Annotated in this window: 9 protein-coding genes; 3 read left to right on the top strand and 6 right to left on the bottom strand. The window is 42.4% G+C overall.

The annotated features are described in order from the left end of the window. Window positions 1-16 precede the first annotated feature (16 nt). Genes BACINT_RS06690 through BACINT_RS06700 form a run of 3 tightly spaced genes read left to right on the top strand, consistent with a single transcriptional unit; the run spans window position 17 to window position 4,628 of the window. Window positions 17-1,405, top strand: a complete 1,389-nt coding sequence (locus BACINT_RS06690) for a sulfatase family protein (protein WP_007661635.1) — start codon at window positions 17-19, stop codon at window positions 1,403-1,405. 30 nt (window positions 1,406-1,435) lie between these two features. Beyond that, window positions 1,436-3,241 (top strand): family 43 glycosylhydrolase, encoded by a 1,806-nt coding sequence (locus tag BACINT_RS06695; RefSeq protein ID WP_007661636.1) that lies wholly within the window; start codon window positions 1,436-1,438, stop codon window positions 3,239-3,241. A 19-nt stretch (window positions 3,242-3,260) separates the two neighbouring features. After that, window positions 3,261-4,628, top strand: coding sequence for a sulfatase family protein (locus tag BACINT_RS06700; RefSeq protein WP_021967119.1), 1,368 nt, complete (start codon window positions 3,261-3,263; stop codon window positions 4,626-4,628). A gap of 180 nt (window positions 4,629-4,808) precedes the next feature. Here the strand turns inward: BACINT_RS06700 and BACINT_RS06705 are convergent, their stop codons facing one another. Genes BACINT_RS06705 through BACINT_RS06730 form a run of 6 tightly spaced genes read right to left on the bottom strand, consistent with a single transcriptional unit; the run spans window position 4,809 to window position 16,827 of the window. Beyond that, window positions 4,809-5,429 (bottom strand): M50 family metallopeptidase, encoded by a 621-nt coding sequence (locus BACINT_RS06705; protein ID WP_007661639.1) that lies wholly within the window; start codon window positions 5,427-5,429, stop codon window positions 4,809-4,811. Between the two features lie 17 nt (window positions 5,430-5,446). Beyond that, entirely contained in the window at window positions 5,447-6,667 is a 1,221-nt protein-coding gene (locus tag BACINT_RS06710) for a hypothetical protein (protein WP_007661640.1), read from the bottom strand. Between the two features lie 11 nt (window positions 6,668-6,678). Then, the gene (locus tag BACINT_RS06715) at window positions 6,679-7,143 is read right to left on the bottom strand and encodes a hypothetical protein (protein ID WP_007661642.1); all 465 of its coding nucleotides are present in this window, start codon (window positions 7,141-7,143) and stop codon (window positions 6,679-6,681) included. 9 nt (window positions 7,144-7,152) lie between these two features. Next, complete coding sequence (locus BACINT_RS06720) at window positions 7,153-13,290, bottom strand: hypothetical protein (protein WP_007661644.1); 6,138 nt, start codon at window positions 13,288-13,290, stop codon at window positions 7,153-7,155. Window positions 13,291-13,301: 11 nt separating this feature from the next. After that, on the bottom strand, window positions 13,302-14,132 hold the full coding sequence (locus tag BACINT_RS06725) for a hypothetical protein (RefSeq protein WP_007661647.1): 831 nt from the start codon (window positions 14,130-14,132) through the stop codon (window positions 13,302-13,304). A 28-nt stretch (window positions 14,133-14,160) separates the two neighbouring features. Continuing rightward, window positions 14,161-16,827: an acetate and sugar kinases/Hsc70/actin family protein gene (locus tag BACINT_RS06730; RefSeq protein ID WP_007661648.1), complete on the bottom strand. Its 2,667-nt coding sequence runs from the start codon at window positions 16,825-16,827 to the stop codon at window positions 14,161-14,163. Window positions 16,828-16,833 lie beyond the last annotated feature (6 nt).

Below are 16,833 nucleotides of genomic sequence, written 5' to 3' on the forward strand. Positions count from 1 at the left end.
CTAAGAAGAATTGCTTATGAAGAAATTCGCAAGTGTCGTGTTGTATGGATGTGGCATTTCATTGTTTGCTTCCTCTTGTGTGCAGAAAGCTGAAGAAAAGAAATTGAATGTCCTTTTCATCATGACCGACCAGCAGAGGTATGATATGCTGAGTTGTGCAGGCAATCGCTATGTCAGTACTCCTTCATTAGATCGTTTGGCTGAGAACGGTGTCCGGTTTGAACATAATTATTGTGCAAATCCGGTATCGATGCCGTCACGTTTTGCAATGGCAACAGGACGTTATGCCGGCGAAATAGGTTATACAAATAACTCTACTAAGCCGGATACTTTAAGAGTCTTGCCGGTTGCCCGTGAAAGTTCGGTTGGAAATCTTTTCCGTAATGCCGGCTATCAGACTGTCTATTCCGGTTATCCGGGCTTTTATTGTGGAAGGACTCACATGGAGGAGTATGGTTTTACCCAGAATGGTACGGATTATTACGAGGGTCCTGCCGATTTTGCCGAGAACTTTCTTGCTGGCTATAATCCGGCTCAGGATGAACCTTTTTTCCTATATCTCTCTTTCATGAATCCTCATGATATTTGTTATGGGGCAGGTTTTGATCCGAGATTTCCCGATGAGCTGCGCCCTCATCAGATAGCTGCTACGCAGAAGTACATAGATTTGCGTAAAACACTAAGTGATGAAGAATATCGTGCACAGATACCTCCCGTACCTGCCAATGTGGAACCCAACGGGACGTATGCCGAAATGAAAGCAATCGGTTCCGGTTCCCGTGACTGGACAGAAGAGCAGTGGGATTTCTATCGCTGGATGTATTGCCGGCTTGTAGAAGATGTGGAACAACAGATCGGACGTATCCTGGCTGCGTTGGAAAACTCCGGCCTGGCAGATCATACGATTGTTGTCTTTACTTCAGATCATGGAGAAATGGGACAGTCTCATGGCCTTGTTTTTAAAAGTCGCTTGCTTGAAGAAGCTACCCGTACACCGCTTATTATTTCCGGTCCGGGAGTGAAGAAAGGAGTTGTAGACTCAAAAAGCTTGACTAGCGGAATTGATCTGGTACCTACGTTATGCGACCTGACAGGAATTCCCGTACCGGAGAACTTGTCCGGTAAGTCACTGAAACCGGTTCTGACCGGGCAAACGGATAAGATTGACCGTGAATATATTATCGTAGAGTCTAGTTCAGGCTATCAGATTAATGACGGACGTTATAAGTATACAGCCTTTACGCGTGGAGATAAGGAAGCGTCTTTGATGGATATTCTGGCTGATCCTGGCGAAATGTCCGATAAAGTTGCTGATCCGGTTTATGTAGCAGAGAAAGAACGCTTGCACAGTTTATTGATGAAGGAAATTAAAAAAATAACAGAACAGCTTCCGGCAGAGAAATAAGCCGGAAACTCTATTAATCTCAGTATTGGCATGAAAAATAAATTATCCCTTTTATTGGTGTCTTTTTTTCTCTTCTCCTGTGCGGAGAACAAACAGGTAACGGAACAGCAGACAACGTTTTGTAATCCGATGAATTTGGATTACGGTTGGGGATGTTTCCAGAAGAGAGAGAAGAAAGCCCGTACGGCTGCCGATCCGGTAATCGTATTGTTCAAAGACAAATATTATCTCTTTACTACAATGGATATCGGCGGTTATCGTGTATCCGACGACTTGATTACATGGAAGGATGTCTATTTTAATCCGGAGATACATGCATCTGCCCTTGATATTGACCATTATGTGGCACCTGCTGTAGCTGCGGATGATAATTATGTCTATTTTATAAACTTTACCCGCGACCGTTCCAAAAAGAAAGTAGACGTGATTCGCTCTGCTGACCCGGAAAATGGAAAATGGGAAAAATGCGGTGAGGTACGGCGTATGGCCGATCCTTGTCTGTTTATTGATGACGGGCGCTTTTATTTCTATTATGGGCTGGGTGCAGAGCAATCTACCACTTTCTTTGAAGTGAATCCCGAGACTTTTGAGGAAATAGAAGGTACGAAGAAGGTGCTCCGTGAATATATCACGGACGTTAAAGAGTGCACTTCCGGTTATCACTTCGGGCGCAGAGAACTGTATGATGAAATCGACGCTTCTGCCTGGATGGGTAAGTTCGAGAAGATACCTTGCCCTGAGGGTGCCTGGATTGTGAAGAACAATGATAAGTATTACCTGCAATATGCCACACCGGGAACCATTTGTAACTGGTATTGCGATATCGTTATGGAGAGTGACAGTGCGAATGGAGGTTTTGTTGAACAGCCTTACAATCCTGTTTCGTTGAAGGTCGGTGGTTTTATTGGTGGGGCAGGCCATAGTTGTGTATTCAAAGATAAGTATGGTAACTGGTGGCAGGCAACTTCCATGTGGATTGGTAACCACGATGAATTTGAGAGAAGAATCGGATTGTTCCCGGTATCATTTGATGCGAAAGGGCGGATGAGAACTCATACCGTATTGGGTGATTATCCGATGCTATTACCTCAGAAGAAGTTTGAGCCGCAGGATATCTCTGCTTTTGGCTGGATGCTCCAGTCTTTCAATAAAGCTTGTATGGCTTCTTCTTCGCTTTCGGGTTTTGAACCGGAGAAAGCAGCGGATGAGAATGTCAGGACGTGGTGGTCGGCAGAAAGCGGTAATGCAGGTGAGCATTTCGTAATGAACTTTGGTAAGAAAGTGCAGATTAACTCTGTTCAGATCAACTTTGCCGAACAGGATATAAATCCGGAGGCTCCCAAAGAGACAGACTATCATGCCTACAAACTATATACTTCGAACGATGGGCATACCTGGAAGCTGCTTGCTGATAAGTCCGGAAACAAAACAGCGGTTCCTCATGAATATCTGGAACTCTCCAAACCTGTAGAAGCTTCTTATATGAAGGTGGAGAATGTACATACTCCCAAAGAAGGCAAATTTGCACTGTTGGATTTGCGGGTATTCGGTTCCGGTTATTCGGATAAGCCCGGACAGGTGAAAGAACTTTCTGTGAAAAGAAACCAGAAAGATGGAAGATACGCCTCGATTGCTTGGAATAAAGCATCCGGTGCCGACGGTTATTTGGTTCGCTTTGGTTATCAACCCGACTTTCTGAATCAATGTATTCAGGTGAAGGGAAATGAAACCACTGAACTTTTACTGCATATTCTCACTAAAGGCGTGAAGTATTATTATCGTGTGGATACCTATAATGACAGTGGAATTACGGAAGGTAATGTTATTTCGGAGTAGGACTTTGGTTCTTCTCCCTATGTTGACTTGTGCTGGGCTTATGCAAGCTCAGCACAAGCCTAATGTTGTTATCATCTTTACCGATGATCAGGGATATCAGGACCTTGGTTGCTACGGATCGCCGTTGATACAAACCCCGTCAATAGATGGGATGGCAAGGGAAGGACTAAAACTGACAGACTTCTATGTATCTGCTTCTGTCTCCAGTGCCTCACGTGCGGGCCTTTTAACGGGACGGCTGAATACCCGGAATGGAGTGAAAGGAGTATTCTTTCCGGAATCCGAAGGTATGCCTTCCGAAGAGATAACCTTGGCAGAAGCATTGAAAGAACAAGATTATGCAACAGGTTGTTTCGGTAAATGGCATCTAGGTGACTTGAAAGGTCATCTACCCACAGATCAGGGGTTTGATAAATACTTCGGTATTCCTTATAGTAACGATATGTATATCGGCCCTTCTCAAAAATTTGCGTCTAATGCTGTGTTTAGAGAAGGATATACTCTGTCTGAAGCTAAAGCGGATCAGGACTTTGTGAGAAATGCTCCCAACAGAGCGACGATAAAAAAGAGACTCAATAGTGTATCTCCTTTGTTTGAAGGAGATGAAATCATAGAATACCCCTGTGATCAGTCTACTACTACCCGTCGTTATTTTGATAAAGCGATTGAGTTTGTTGGGCAGAATAAAGAGAAACCTTTCTTTGTTTACATTACTCCTTCGATGCCCCATATTCCTTTATTTGCATCCGAGCAGTTCAGAGGCAAGAGTAAACGTGGGCTTTATGGAGATGTTGTGGAAGAAATAGATTGGAATGTCGGACGCTTTCTCGACTATCTGGATCAACAAGGATTGGCGGAAAATACGTTGGTTATTTTTGCATCTGATAATGGACCGTGGTTAGGCTATAAAGAAGATAGCGGTTCTGCCGATCCGTTACGTGGCGGTAAATTCTCGTATTATGAAGGCGGGGTGCGTGTACCTTGTATTCTGCGTTGGAAGGGTACTATCCCGGCAGGAGTAACCAGTGATGCGATAATTGCCAGTATTGATCTATTCCCAACAATAATGCATTATGTCGGTTGCAAATCGTTCAGGCAGGAGATTGATGGAGTGGATATATCATCATTCTTGAAAAACCCTTCTTTGCGGTTGCGTGATGAGTATGTCTATGTAAGAGGTGGTGAGGTGCATGGAATACGTAAAGGAGATTGGGCTTATTTGCCTAAAACGGGAAATAGTAAGTTTAAGGAAGGTGATGTGCCTGAGTTGTTTAATTTAAAACGGGATATTGGAGAGACTAATAATCTTCATCTGGAATATCCAGAGAAGGTGAAAGAATTACAGGAAGTAATGCAGCTATACCAGGCTTTCAAAGTTAAAAAATAGACTTTTAGGGTATCATTAATGAAAAAACACGCTGCTAAATTCCCATTTAACTACGCATTTTCCTGATGAACTAAAATTAAAAGGTTGTGCCAGCAGTTTATTCGTCCTCCGATAGCCCTTCCTGATGATTTGCGGCGGAAAAATCGGTGAACTCCGGACATGAATCGGTGAGTTAAGAAGCTAAAATGGTGCTAACAGATTTGTCCACATACCCTGGAACTGATAGATGACTGCCCGGTAAATGCCATATTTTACTGCATATAGTATGATGGAAGCATTGAATAACCACCACATGAAGATGAAGGAATAAGAAATCATCTTTCCGTTTTGCTTTATGTCTGTCTGGTTAGGGTGGGTTTGCTGGGTGAAGCAAAGTATGTGGAATCCCAATGTCAGCCCGATAAGAAATTGGAAAATGCATAAAGAGCGTACGGAACTGAGAAGCATCAGCAATAAGATGAAATAAGTGAAGATGGGGAAGCAATAGGGTGCCAATGTAATGAAGATGTTGCTTCTTCCCAGATATTGCGTGCTTCCCTCTTGTTCGTACACTTTCATGGAGTGCATCTTGTTGAGCATCAATATGCTTGCAATGGCGTGGGTCAGTTCATGGGAGAAAGTGGTGAGCCATGCTTCATTTTTCCTGAAGAAGGGACGGATGATGAAAAAGCAGACTATACCAGCTATAAACCACAGATACGCATTGAATGAGCCGAATACTATTTTCATGGTCTGCAGAAGTTGGAAGAATGAAAGTATGCTTACTATGGTTATAAGAATGTATCCTATTATCCGTTTCATGGGTGCATTGTTCTTTTTTAGTCGTTAATGATATTTCCTATTTTCTCAATGAATGGATATATGCGTCCCAGCAGTCCTTTCCGGGCTCCTGATGGCGTACCGTCTTTACCACTCTTACGAACAACAAACTCACCGATTTCGTTTTTGTGAACGATATAGGTCGAAACCATGCCTTTCTCTCTGCCTTGCCATACGATGTTGTTTTCTGCTTTCAGCGGGCAGATGTTTTCGATGATTCTGCTTCCATCGGTTATGCAGAATGGACTTGCTATGGGTACCCTTTGGACTACTGCGTATTCTTCTTGCCGGTTAATCCATATTTCGCTGACTCTGAACCATAGTTTGTATAGTTCTTCTGCCGGCAGCATCCGGTTGATTGTATAGAACAACTCAGGGGGTAGAGTAATGGACTGGGATTTACCGGAGTTATTCTGCCTTATTTCTGCCTTTTTCATCTCAATCATGAAGAACAGTAGCCACATGCAGGCGCGTACATGTTCTTTTGGAGGGAGAATGCTCGAATAGTTGGGCCTGTTGAGATATTCCTCAGTAATGGCAAGGATACAGTCGAGGAAATTGAAGTCGTACTGCAACAGGAAGGGAGCTATTTCGGAAGCTGCCTCTTCGGGAATCGCATAGTGGCGGCAGGTTTGGAATGTCTTCTCTTTAAAATAGGCTATCCAGAATAGGGCTCTTTGTCTCTCATCCACCATTTCTTCCGGTGCATTGATGAACAGAGCGGCACATTCGTTCGCTGTATAAAACTCCTGGAAAGCCGGCAAGTCGGCTTCCAGAACACTCAGTGAGAGTACGGTCTTGTTTCCGCCTTTATAGATTATCACTTTACTTTTTATTTCCAGGCTTTCCCACGGAAAGAATTTTGTCTCGACCGTTATCTCTTCATTATTGACTTTGATGTGCAGCATGTCTTTGCGGGCCAGTTCCCTGTCATTGCTGTATCTCATGATGGTAATACCTGTCGCGTGATTGGCGCATACGATGGCTTGCTGGAAGTAGGTGGAGAAGTTATTGACATTGTCAATCTTATTGCAACGGTTCTCCACTCTTTTCCACAAGGCTTTCGGTTCCCGGTTGACATACAGATATTCGTTGGTTATGACTTTGATTACCCGGTTCTTTATTTTATCAAAGTCTTCCGGCTTTATGCTGTCTTCATTCAGGATGACTTGAACGCATATCCATGCCGGTCTGTTTTCTGCCGCTGATAGATATTTCATTTTATGTATAATTAAGGGTGTAGATAACCTTTTATGTATAACTGGTTGAGCAGGCATACCGGTACTAAGGCAAATTCTGCTTCGTAACCTTCCGCATCCGCATCCTGAATGATGGAGAGTGAGAGGGTTTTGTCTACATTGTCTATCCCCAACTGGTCGGGAAACTCCTGTGCCAGACGGAGTAACTCGTTATTGCCTGCTATCTGGGTAAGTGTGGAGTCGTTTCCCCAATATAGGTCGATTCCTTTTTTCCAGAAACTTTCCTTAATGTCTCTGTTGGAGGCTCCGGCTTTCTGGAAAGCATTTACTAATGTATCCTTTTGGATGTAGGCAAAGAGGTTCTCTGTGGCGTAGTTGCTTTTCATATTTACCACATGAATGTTCTGGCGCAGGCAAAAATAGCCTGCAGTGGCAGTGATTGCTATTAAAAAGAGAGTCACTACGGTATATAAAATCAGTAATCTTATTCTATTCATAGCTTTTTTTTAGTTTTTCTTTTTTCCGTTTCCTGTTATGTAATTCTTGAAATGCTTGGAGTTGACAACTGCCTGTACACAGCCTTTCTGCAAGTCCTGCTTGGCCTTTCCGTTACCTTTGATGTTATCCATAAACATATAGATGACATAGAATTTGGCGGTCCTTCTCTGCTCCTTGTTGGCGGTCTGCAAATCGGTGTCCGAGATGATAACAGCCAATAAACCGGTTTCTTCGTTGATGGAACTATCGTTAATGGTACCGGTCTTGGCATACATGAAGACGTTTCTGTTTTCATCATGCAGCTGCTTCTTTATGCCTTTTAAGTATGTAGCTGTTCCGTAGTCTATGACGGATGCCATTCCTTTGAAGAGGTTGTTTCCCAAGAAACTGGTATATTTGTCTTCGCTGCCCCAAGAGTCATCTATGGAGAAGTCGGTGACTTCATTGTGATATTCCGGATTCACGGTCAGGTGGAAGCTTGTATTCATGGACGCCAGCTTTCCGAACATTTCGGCCATCTTCAGAGGAGTAATGTCCATAAAACGTCTCATACCTAAGGTAACTCCTCTGATGGCTGATGCGTAATTAACTTCGGTGGGATTCTTTCGAAGCTCAAAATCTATAAATGATGGTTCCGGAGCAGTCCACGACTCATTCTGTACGAGTGAGATTTCATAATCCTGTGCATACCTGCGCAAGTCTGCATCTAGTCCGTTGGTGGCGGATTTACGGTAACTTAATATGTTGGAATTCTTGCTTGATGCAAATAAAGACCGTGCAGGCATAGTGAAGTTCTGTTCAAACTGCTGCGCTATCAGGGGATTCTTTTCCTTGGTCGGTTCCAATATCTGATTGAACTTGCTCCTGCGATGATTTACTTCGACAACCGGGAAACTTTCTTTCTTTATATTGTGGGCGACAGTAAATAGAGTGTTGTCTGCACCGTCTGCCCTGCCCACCTGGCAGAATTCCTTGTTGAAGCGTGATGCATCGAACGAGCCTATATAGACCATTACGGAATTGAAGAAGTTACTTGAGCGGTAGATATACTTCTCGATATTGAAGGCCTCACCGGGACCCGGTTCATCCGAAGGCAACGACCTCCATCCGGTTTTCATCCCCAAGGTTTTTCCTGCATAATGGGTTGCATTGTTGTGGGGGGCTTCCATACCTACCAGGCGGAAACCTTCCCAACCTATATTGTAGCCGGAGGTCACAGCGGCAAATGTCATAGGTTTCAATGAAGACCCCGGACCGAAGCGTAGCGGAAAGAGATTCAGATTGCCGAACAAGTCGCGCTCTTCACCTCCCAATGCCAGCATGTTCAGTTTCTCTGCCCATTGGCTATATGATATCTCATCATTGGGATCCAGGCGCAGTTGGGGATTATCCTTAAAATCTACCATTGCCTTTATATGTCCGTCTGCATTGGCAACGATGACACTCATGTCTGCCTCTTTTTTTAGGTTATCCATAATGGCATATAACTCCTGGCTCAATCGCATATCCAATGTGGTTTGGTAAGACTCTATCTTTAGCTTTTGCTCCGGGGTGTCTTGTGCTGTCTGTTTCTGTTTTCTGGTATATACTTTGCTGACAAAGTCCGAATAGGGCTTGGCCCAATAGAAACCGTACTTTTGCGGATAGATAAAGGTGTGGTGTCCGTTCAGCCATATATTTTTTGCCACATATTCTTTGGTTTCAAACAGAAGCTGATGGTTACCCAGCTTGTCGCCCGGCAATACACGCATTACGCTATAGTTTCCGTCGCCTTCGTAAACATCATAGTTGTTCTGATAATAGCTGGTCAGTTGCATCTTCCTACCGGGGGTTGCAGTAAGAATCACAATGGGCGTCTGCTGTGATTGCGGAGTCCATGTGGTTGGTATCTGCCATAGCTTTCCTCCTTCAATAGGTATATCTATCTCTCCAAAGTCTGCTTTGCATACCTCCACTTGCTTCTTGCTATCAAGAAATACCGTTTCGTTGTGGTAGGCGGATGCGGCGGTAAGGTCTCCCTTCCAATAGTTACGGCTGTCGATGGGGTTGTCGTGCATATAGTAGTTTCTATGCAGAGCAAGTTCCAGCATACCTGTATTGCGGTTGGTACGCATGAATATAATATTGGAATATACATTGTTTTTGCAATACGAGTTCAGGAAAGCATATATCAGACCCTTGCCGAACTTGGTAAGCGCATACTTCCGGTTGATGCTGTCGTTGTCCAGTCTGTCCCGCAGTTTGTATGCTTTGTCAAAGTCGTAGAAGAAAGTGGAAACGTCTCCGTCACGAATCAGATTCCGGGCATATTCTTTGGCCATGGGCGAGATTCTGCTGGCACCGGAGCGCTGCTGGTACATTAAGAACAGGCGGTTGATGAATTCCAATTCATTCTTTTCCACATCCGAGAGCGGATTCTTCTGCGAATTATAGCTCATTCGCAGATAGGTGGCATTATCCTGAAGGTAAGTCTCCATCTTAATATTGCTGCTTCTCCATATCCTCTTGTACTGGGCAATGTGATTATTCAGCCTGTCGTTCTTTAGCAGGTAGACAGTGCCTGTGTTCGTCGGCATATCCTGCGTGATGCAGATGTTAAGTGAATCAATGGCATCTGCGTTTATTGTGGAAAGCACTTCCTGGATGGAGGTACCTATGCCTGTCTGATTGGCTACATCCTGGATTTCCTCCAAGTCTGCAACTTTTGTGATGTTAGACTCGAATGCCTTAAAGAAACTTATACATGCAGGACTCTTTCCACCTCCCTTTACAATGCTGTTTGCATATTTCTTGTTATAAGATTCATCCTGGCTGATTTGGTATTCGTTTAACCATTCATTTACAAGTTCCAGAGTCGGCTCGTTCATAGATAAATCAATGTTATAGGTCGAATCTGATTTTACCAGTCTGAAACGCGCTATAGCCAATACTCCGACCAAAATTATCAGAAAGATGGTGTAATGCTTTCCTATTCTTGCAGAAAACATATTGAATCTGACTTGACCTTCATTGTATTTGGCATCAGCTTTCTCCGGCTTCATGTCTTGTGACTCAGGGAATATGGACGCGATAACCATGCCTACCAGAAGCATGATATATACCAAAGAGAAATTACTTTGTATGGATATCATAGGGAAATCCTGCCCAAAGAATATGAACTGGTTCGTTACGGACATCCAAATAAAGATGCACTGAATGCATAAAAGGAGAATTATGCTGACTGCTATATTCCTGTTTATCGTCTTTTTCTTTTGTATGGGGTTAGTGTAAGTAAAGAAGAATAACAGGAAAAATAGTGCCATTATCCCCCAGAAGAATAGCTCTGAATGTTCTGCAATGCCAAAGCGTATGAGAGTAAGGTCTGTCATTTGTGCTCCCCATAATGCACCCAATTTGCTATGGGGGAGCATCTTGAAACGACTTTCGGACAGGTCGTTGGCATTGTCAAGGAAATAGTCGATAATCCATTTGTTTTCGGAAGCCTGCAAAAAACGGTTTATCTTGTTTTCGTTGTCCATGCTTTCTTCTTGCATGATGCTGTTCCAGTCTTTCACCAACACCATGGAGCGATACCGCATGTGCAGCATTGAACTGTCATCGATAAAAATCTTATAGCAGCCGAGTCCTGAAATAACAATCGTGAAAGCTATAACACCTATCCTCCAGTTGCGGTTGAACTTCAAGTTCTGAACCTTACAGCAGGCGTTGACCCAAAAATAAATGATTCCCGTAATGAGTACTGTGAAAAGAATGGCTCCTAAATAGGTCATCGTCAATATGTGTGGAGCCAGGATGCAAGCCAGCACAAAGACTACGCCAATAATGATGTATATGATGTTGAATTTGACCAGACGTTGCCTCTTAATATCTTTCAGTGTCTTCTGCAACCTGTCTTTCTCATTTGTATCCCCGGAATCTGATAATTCTTTAATCCTTTCCTCTAAGATGACTTGCTTCTCCAATAACTTGCGGTAGAAGTTGCCATATATAGGAACCTCATTCGCTTCTATGCATGCCCACTGATAATCACGGAACAGGAAAATGGTGCGCAATAGGACGAAGAATATGAACATTATGGCGTATCCGGAGTCGAATAGCAAGACTGGACCTAAGAAAATGAGGTAATTGAAGAAATGCCATAATGTTAGATTATAGTTGGCAAAACTATGTCGTGGCAATTCTCCATTATAGGATTTTTTGTAAAGTTCGGCAATAAGGTATTCTATAATGAAGAACAGAAGTAATGGAAGGGCTATCAGGAAATACCGAATATAGCCTCCAAAGAAAAAGTGTCCGATGAACGCTGATGAAAGACATATAACCCAGCATATTAGTATGAGCTGTTGCAATGTCAACTTTCGGGGATAAAGCTTTTGGCAAGCTTTGTTGATGCCCCGTGATAACCGGGATTGGGTATAATTCTTCAGATAATACCCTATCTTATATACAATAATAGCTAACTGGAAGCAAGGAATGGCCCACCACCAAGGCTTATAATTAATAATGTTGTTCCACTCAAAACTAGATACTCCTTCGAGGGGAGGGAACACAGATACCCGCCAGTTAAAAAAGAAGCGTACGGTAAATAACACGATTATTATAGTCCATAAGGATAACTCGGCATAAGGGGTATTATGCCGGTGGGATATTTTTCCGTGCTGTATATTGTATGGAGTAATTAGCAGTGAAAAACAGGCTAATGTGCAGATTATGAATAAGTAAATGAAGTACACTTCTGGCTGGAACGGAGTTGTCTCCCGGAAGTTGGTGACTTTAAACATCCAGCTAACGCCACTTTTCTCATTATCGGCCTTTAACAGGTAAACACCTTTTTCTGTCTCTGAGGGGATAAAACGGTTGCTCCACCTGACTACTAAAGAGTCCTCAGTATATCCGGAGTTGTAGGATAAAGACCCTCCTATATGGTTGATGTTACTTTGCTTATGTAAAATATCAAATAGATAATTATTGGATAATTTAAGGTCAACAATATGATTCTTGTCACTGGTGATATAGAATGTCATATCCTTTCCGCAAGGCTCGTCGCTCTTTAAGGGCTTATAATAAGGTAGGGAAAAATGTATCTGTTTGCTATGGGGTAGGACTTTCATTCTCGGAGTGACATATTTGCCGAAAGCATCTACATAGAAATATGAACTCGGAGATAATTGAATACTGCCTTCTGTCTCTTGATAATCAGCCAGACGATATTTTTTGTTATTGTCATTCTCAAAATCAAGAGAGTTATCATTTTGGTAAACTTGTGTGTATAATCCCAAATAGAAAGGTTGCGAACGACAGTCTTTAGGACTTTCGCTACGTATATAATGCTCACGTACGAGTGTTATGCCGTCGACAGAGAATCTGAGTCCTTGGGCTATCTTTACGGGTATCATGTCACGGAGTGCATAACCGCGTTGCAGGTCTTTATCTACAAGACTTGTGTCGATTATTGCTTCTTCGTTTCCATCTATTCCACTTAATGTAAATATGTATAATATCTCCTTCTTTTTCTTTTCAGTGCCCTTAAAAGGGAGAACAGAACAGATTAAATCCCACACATTCTTCTCATTGTACTCGATACGCATAGATAGCTTTTGGTGTTCTGCATTGCTTATCAGCGAGAACTGTGAATGGAACGAGGGCATATTGTTTGCATTGCCAAGATAATATTCCTGCGTGCCGGGAGTACTGACATAAATAGGACGGGAAAAACCTTTGTATTGTAATGTGGAACAACTGTCGGACTGGAAACATAGGTTTAGCTTCCCGGGAGTGATTTCCTCATCAAACAAAGCCGTACTGTCATTGGTAACCAACATTACTTGAGAATCGTTAATCTGGAACCCATTCAAGCCTAAAGCATGATGATCCACGTTCTTGTATATCTGGTCGTCTGCATAGAAATATCTGGAAGCAGTCCAGAAAGAAAATATGGTTATTATAATTAGAAATACTGCACTCTGAAAACGTATATCGATTCCAAACTTTTCCAGCAAACCATACGGATGGTTGCGTTTATTTAAAAGAAACGTAGTTAGCGAAACGATTACAACGGCAAACAGGAAGATAAAACTTCCGGGATGCCCCCAGATAATCAAGGCAATAATTATGCACAAGAAAGCGAAACTTCTCAGTGTATTCATAATCTGTAAATTCAAAATTTATATCCTAAAATAAAGACCTCCAATTGCTTGACGCCTATATTGGTTAAGAGTTGTTTTATCCCTCTGACATCTTTGGGGCATTTGTAGGGATTACCCGATACGGAGGGTACCTCGTTGAAAGTCGCATCCGACGTTTGCATCTGGTTCTTGACGAGGTTAATGTTATAGGTATATCGGTTCAGATAATTGAGATCCCTGGCATACCAACTCAGAAAGTCGTGGAGTGGTAATGCCAGTTCAAAAACAGCCTGTTGTATGTCAACCTGATTTTGAGGGCTGATAATATCTTCACACTCCGCAAGTTTGTCATTCAGCCTTTTCCATTGAGTGTTGTACAAAGCCGACAAGAATTGGTTTGCTGTTGTGAGCCGTTCTATTTTTTGTTCGACCCGGAGCAGCGATTGTTCGTTTACCGGGGATAAGTTTAAGTTAAGGAGAAATGAAATTATCTTCCCGAAGTCTTCGTTTATGGAGCTGTCGGACTGAATATCCGGGAAACTCTTGAATTTCTGGAGATTCTTTCTTATCACTTCAAATTCGGATAACTGCAAGTTTTGTTGCTGCATTTCTTTCCGGATATTTTCCATTGCATCTGCCATGCACTCTTTTTCGTAGAGAACGGATTGCACCTGCCGTTTGGACTTCTGGTACATGGCAAATAGTTTGGATACCAGAATAAGATTGCTGACGATGGCCAGCAGTCCCAAAACCACAAACAGAATTATGAGTGGAGAAGATTCCCATTCAATCAAGAACACAGTGACACTGATAGCTGCTAAAGTTGCAGCAATAGTCAAAAAAGCAACACCTTTTGTATTCATAATATAATTCCTCCTCTTACTATTTTATTTATACGTCATCCTCTATATCTGCAGAGGGGATTCCCTTGCCATTGTCTTGACTGGAACTATTCGTCTTCATATCATTATCTTCTGAAGGTTTTGCTGCAGCAACGGACGTTTCTTCACTTCCTTTTAGGACACTGATTTCTCCTTCATTATCGGCGGTGACGTAAGGAAACTGAGTTTCGAACACTAAATTATCTTGCAATTCTGCTCCTGCAGGTTCAAAATAGAAACAGCCGTCATTGCTGCGGGCAACGAATCTTTCTCCGTCGAAGAATACATTCAGAGATACGGCTTCCTCATTTTTTATATTTGTGTACCTGGGTATTTTAATGATATAGTATTTCCCTCCTATCAGATAGCGGCTGTTAGGTGTTAAGAGCGTCTTACTGCATAGCTCGTCATTGTATGTAATCTCGCGGTCTTCCGTAATCTCCTTTGGTTCTTTCTGTATTGTTGGTGTATAAACCTCACTTATGCTGTCAGGTTCAGAATCCGGGTTCTCAGAATCTCCTCTGATTCCCTTATAAATCTCGAAAATGCGTTTGAACTTGGAAGTAGGTTTATGGCCTTTGGTCTCATCTTGGTCATCCATTTCATTAGTCCCGTTCTTCAGTTCATATTTAGTGGGCCAACCCACCATATCCATATTGCCGTCGTAGATTAACGAGGTATTCAGCGGACCAAACAGACAGAAGTTTTTCACCGTGCCGACACTAACGTTCTTCTTGGTCAGGATTGTACATTTCTCCGAGAATTTACGTCTGATCATTTCCTCGATTTGGGTACGCAATTCGGGAAACAGCATACCACGTCCGGCCAATATCACATAATCGATGGATAAATTGGCCCGATCATTCCATGAATCAATTTCTTTTTCAAATTTGGTGGTGATGGCATTTACCGCATTGGCAATATAGCCATAGTCATCACCCAAGATACTTTTCTTCTTTTCACAGTAGGCAAATGCTTCGACAATGGTGGACAGTTTTATCTCATCTAAATTGGCATTTTTAGGCTCCGACGACATGAATGCCCGCCAATTCTTTTCAGAATTTGTGGCATGAACAGACGTATGGATCTTCTTGTATTTCTCTATAATATGTATTAATAGCGACAGATAATTCCTGTCTTCTTTCTTGTCGGGGTCTGTGATTTGTCTTGTATATTCCTCTACTCTTTGCTTTATCTGGAGGTCTGTGGCATTAGGTTGATATACTTGAAACAAGTGTGCCAATAAATTGGCATATAACGCGAAAGAGATAACGTTTCCTGCACCGATAAAACCGGATCTGTATTTCTCTTCTATCAACCAGTGGAAGCCTTTCTGCCGTGTTTGTACTACGGAGAAATCGGTGGTACCCTTGCCGACGTCAATCGTCAGGATATTCTTGTTTTCCCCAATTGTATTGATTAAGATGTCTTGATGTTGCGTCATCATGCCAAGGAAAGAGGCGTCGCTCTCCGAGAATGTGGAAATCTCACATCCTATAATTGATTTGTATTTCTCCTCTGCCAGAAGTTTGGTTATGTCGCAACGCAAGTCTTTCAGCATTTTGGTAACTACCTCTTGGGTATATGAATTGGGCACAAGTACAATTAGGTTGATTGCTCTATGAGTGGTGTATTCTTTTTCATCATCGTAAGAGTCCTCTTCTTCATCGTCAAGGATGTTTGAGACTGTGTCCAGTATCATTCGGATGAAGAAGTTCATAATGACCCTCCTGTAATGCGACAAGTGGTCGTTTACCGTTTGGCCACTGTTAATCATAGGTAACACAACTCCTCCATATTGCGCTACTTTAAGGTTGGGCATAACAAAATAGTTATTCTTTTCGAATACAGGAATATCCTCTCCCTTGTTGAAGAATATAAAGTTCTGGTTCGTAGGCTCATCCGTGCGTCTCCTGAAGTCTTCTTTCAAGAGAGTGCCGGGAGCATAATAGATTGATTTATAGAGTCTGTTCAGGCGGTCGCTATCGTCATGCTGAATGATTTCGGAATCATCGATTTCTTCTGATTCTTTGTTGCTTTTACTCATTTGCTCCCTATATTGCTTGCGTAAATCCTCGCTGATAATATTTGTCTCACCCTGTTCAACTTCAGATGCCTTCTTCAGCAATTCTTTTCCATATGAATGTTTCACCTTACCGTATAAAGGCATGATGTCGTTTATGCCGAGTTCCTTATCGCGTGCGTGGCATAAAATTTGGGAGGCTTCAGAACCGAAGTCGAATACAGCATCATAAATATGATGTTTATCTGCCACAACCACATAGACATCACCCTCATATTGGATTTCGTTGATTTTTACGATAAGGTGGATGTGGAAACGAGTGGCTTCGTTGGGAAACTGTTTTAAGCGCAAATAGCAATAATGGTCATTGGTCAGTTCTAATCCGTCTTGACTATAAGCTATGCCGCCTTGCTTGAACGTCGTAAATTCAACGGTGATGGCGTCTTCCTTTCTGCTGATGGCAGAAATATTCAGGATGTAGTCGTTACTGAGAGGACCGTCGTAATCTAACGCCAGTATTTTCTTGTAGAAACGGAGTAGTTCGGTATTGTCCACAACAAAAGTGTCAATAGCAACATTCTTCGTTGGCAAATCAGATGGATGCAATGCGATTATTACATCTCTTTGGTTGATAATAAGGGGTACTTTATACATAATGGT

Source organism: Bacteroides intestinalis DSM 17393, from assembly GCF_000172175.1.
Classification (GTDB): domain Bacteria; phylum Bacteroidota; class Bacteroidia; order Bacteroidales; family Bacteroidaceae; genus Bacteroides; species Bacteroides intestinalis.

Excerpts from the sequence above, each read along its gene's own strand:
- BACINT_RS06690 (WP_007661635.1), top strand. The coding sequence starts at position 17 with ATGAAGAAATTCGCAAGTGTCGTGTTGTATGGATGTGGCATTTCATTG.
- BACINT_RS06695 (WP_007661636.1), top strand. The coding sequence starts at position 1,436 with ATGAAAAATAAATTATCCCTTTTATTGGTGTCTTTTTTTCTCTTCTCC.
- BACINT_RS06700 (WP_021967119.1), top strand. The coding sequence starts at position 3,261 with ATGTTGACTTGTGCTGGGCTTATGCAAGCTCAGCACAAGCCTAATGTT.
- BACINT_RS06705 (WP_007661639.1), bottom strand. The coding sequence starts at position 5,429 with ATGAAACGGATAATAGGATACATTCTTATAACCATAGTAAGCATACTT.
- BACINT_RS06710 (WP_007661640.1), bottom strand. The coding sequence starts at position 6,667 with ATGAAATATCTATCAGCGGCAGAAAACAGACCGGCATGGATATGCGTT.
- BACINT_RS06715 (WP_007661642.1), bottom strand. The coding sequence starts at position 7,143 with ATGAATAGAATAAGATTACTGATTTTATATACCGTAGTGACTCTCTTT.
- BACINT_RS06720 (WP_007661644.1), bottom strand. The coding sequence starts at position 13,290 with ATGAATACACTGAGAAGTTTCGCTTTCTTGTGCATAATTATTGCCTTG.
- BACINT_RS06725 (WP_007661647.1), bottom strand. The coding sequence starts at position 14,132 with ATGAATACAAAAGGTGTTGCTTTTTTGACTATTGCTGCAACTTTAGCA.
- BACINT_RS06730 (WP_007661648.1), bottom strand. The coding sequence starts at position 16,827 with ATGTATAAAGTACCCCTTATTATCAACCAAAGAGATGTAATAATCGCA.